The organism is Vibrio sp. 10N.222.46.A1, assembly GCF_041473595.1.
Taxonomy (GTDB): domain Bacteria; phylum Pseudomonadota; class Gammaproteobacteria; order Enterobacterales; family Vibrionaceae; genus Vibrio; species Vibrio tasmaniensis_A.
The window spans coordinates 1-2,710 of sequence record NZ_JBFRSN010001464.1 but is presented as its reverse complement, the minus strand read 5'-3'; the positions used below and the strand labels follow the sequence as shown (position 1 = coordinate 2,710).

The 2,710-nt window shown below is 46.5% G+C and carries 2 protein-coding genes; one reads left to right on the top strand and one right to left on the bottom strand.

The window, feature by feature from the left end; translation table 11 throughout:
- Positions 1-1,813 (top strand): Ig-like domain-containing protein (locus AB4496_RS27390; protein WP_372133118.1); only part of this gene is annotated, 1,813 nt, incomplete at its 5' end.
- Between the two features lie 96 nt (positions 1,814-1,909).
- On the opposite strand, the gene AB4496_RS27385 is transcribed toward AB4496_RS27390, so the two are convergent.
- Positions 1,910-2,710 (bottom strand): HlyD family type I secretion periplasmic adaptor subunit (locus tag AB4496_RS27385; RefSeq protein ID WP_372133115.1); only part of this gene is annotated, 801 nt, incomplete at its 5' end.

Genomic DNA, 2,710 nt, shown 5'->3' with positions numbered 1-2,710 from the left:
AGTAATATCAACCACAGTGCCTCAACAACCTACGGTTACAACGACACTACCAACCTTGCTAATGATCACCAACGTAGCGCCAACAAACTCGGTGACATTGAATTTGGCATCAACGAGTGACTCGGGTTCGTCGAACACTGACAACCTTACCAACGACACTACGCCAACGATTACCGGACACACTGATATTCCATTCTCGAAAGTCACTATTTACGATGGTTCAACACCCGTTGGACACGCGGTATCAGATGCTTCTGGCCAATATAACGTTGTAGTAAGCAGCTTACCGAATGGCGATCATAATCTATCCGCCAAAGCATTGGCTCCTTCATCAGTGCTACCGGCTACATCTTCGCTTCTTTCCGTCCATATAGATACACAAGTACACGTCGGTATTCAAACAGACCCAATTACCGCCGACAATGTGATTAATGCTCAAGAATCCAGCAGCTCCATTGACATCACCGGATCCGTTTCTGGCGATTTTAATGCAGGTGACATTGTGACTTTAGATGTAAATGGGACACAGCATACTGGCGTGGTCGATGCAAAAGGACACTATTCAATTGCCGTACCTGGCAGTGAACTCATTGCCGATGCTGACCAAAAAATAGAGGCATCAGTAGCGATAACAGATACCGCAGGTAATAGCGCTCATGCCACTGCAGATGTTACTTACCAAGTCGATACACAGGTTAGCGTTCCTACGATTACCTTTGAAAACGCAGGGGCAGACAACTTATACAGCAAAGCTGAAATCGCCCGAGGACAAGCAAACACGATCACAGCAACCGTTACGCCTCCTGGTGATGCCAAAATCGGTGAGCATCTTGTCGTCAATGGTCAGGATCATGTATTAGATGCTCATACTCTACAGCACGGAATACAAATTGAAGTTCATCCCGGTTCTAATGTACAAGCAACAATGACTGACGAACACGGTAATACCGCAGGTAGCCAAGGTTTCGCTGCAAGCGCTATTCCTGAACCTATCATTGTCAGACCACCATCGGGAAGCCACCAAGTATCTGGCACGCTTGGGGTTCCACCACTATTACCATCGTTAACTCCGGTACCAACAGCACAAAGCGGTTGGCGAATCCATTTACCTAACGGACAGTACGTCACTAGTCATCATGGCCAATACGGGACATTAACTATTGATCCTCAGACCGGTCATTTACATTATCAAGAGCAAGCCCAAGTTCACACGGGCCCTCATGGCAGCGCTTCTGGTATAGGTCAACATGAAGATAAATTTGAAGTGGCATTGCAAGGGACAAATCAAGATGAAGTTGTCGCCCATGTGAATATCCAGATACTCAGTCATGGGCCAGGAAATAGTGGAAAGCTGACAGTTGGAACTGAAGTGGTTGATATGACAATCACTCCTGTCGTCCATACATCACACCCTGCTCCACCACCACCGCCTCCTGTTCAACATGACGAGCCAGACATGGCTTCGCAAGCCGACTTTACGGTCACACTAAGCGATGATAGTAATCTGGATTTAACCCAGCAGACCCATCAAGAACCCGAACAGAAAACCAGCCACCATGGTGCAGCCGCTTATCTGGATGCATTGGGCATTAAACCCGATGCGACATCGACAACGGTTCACGATCAACCTGCGGATATGGATATCGTACTTGCACAAGTCGACCAACCAGATGCAGCAACACATGACCAAGCGCACTTGGATATGTCAGACGCGCTGGAACACCATGATGCAAACATCAACCATAACCAAGATGATGAGCACCATCATCACAACGATATCGATGGGTTACCGGACATAGATCCAAATAGTTAACCGATAACGAGACTAAACAGAAGGGAGCACATGATGTGCTCCCTTTTTATTATTTGCTGTTGTTATTCGTTTACTCTCAACGACTCTTTATAACGATTACCTTTCACCAAATGCGACACTCACATTGGTGTAAATCGGTTTCCATAAATACTGGAATACAGATTTCTCACCAGTAGTTATATCTACCTCTCCCGTCATACCTGGCAAAATAGAAAAGCTCTCTGGGTTATCGCGGAAGTATGGCGTATCAACCGACACTACGACTTCATAATAGATCTCGCCACGCTCGCTTTGACTTGTGGTCGGAGAAATACTCTCAACCGCCCCTTTTAGCGCCCCAAAGCGGCTGTAATCAAACGCATCAATCTTGATACGAGTCGGCTGCCCTACACTCACAAAACCAATATCTCTTGGCGACAAACGAGCTTTAAAGTCTGCTTTCCCACCAACAGGAACGATTTCAACCACAGTACCACCAGGCTGAATAACACCACCGTTTTGCGTGCTTGGCAGGCTTTGCACCAAGCCTTGTAGCGGTGACACCAACATGGTGTTGGTCAATTTAGCTTGGCTTGAACGAACTCTTGCATTCAATGCCGATAAGTCAGATACGGCTTTAGAACGATCGTCACTGACCTTCGCCTTAGCCTCTGCTAAAAGCTGTTCAATTTTTTGCTCAGTGCTGTCTGCTTGCTTGATTAACACAGCTTTCTTACCACGAGCTTCTTCAATTTTCTGCTCAATACTGGCCAGTTTCTGACGCATTTCAAGCACACGTAAACGTGAAATGTTACCCGCTTTATAACCCTTCTCCAGTATGTTCAACTCTTGCTTAGTCGCATTTAACTCTTTCTCATAACTCGGCAAGGCCTTTTCTACGCTACGAAGCTGCTCCTG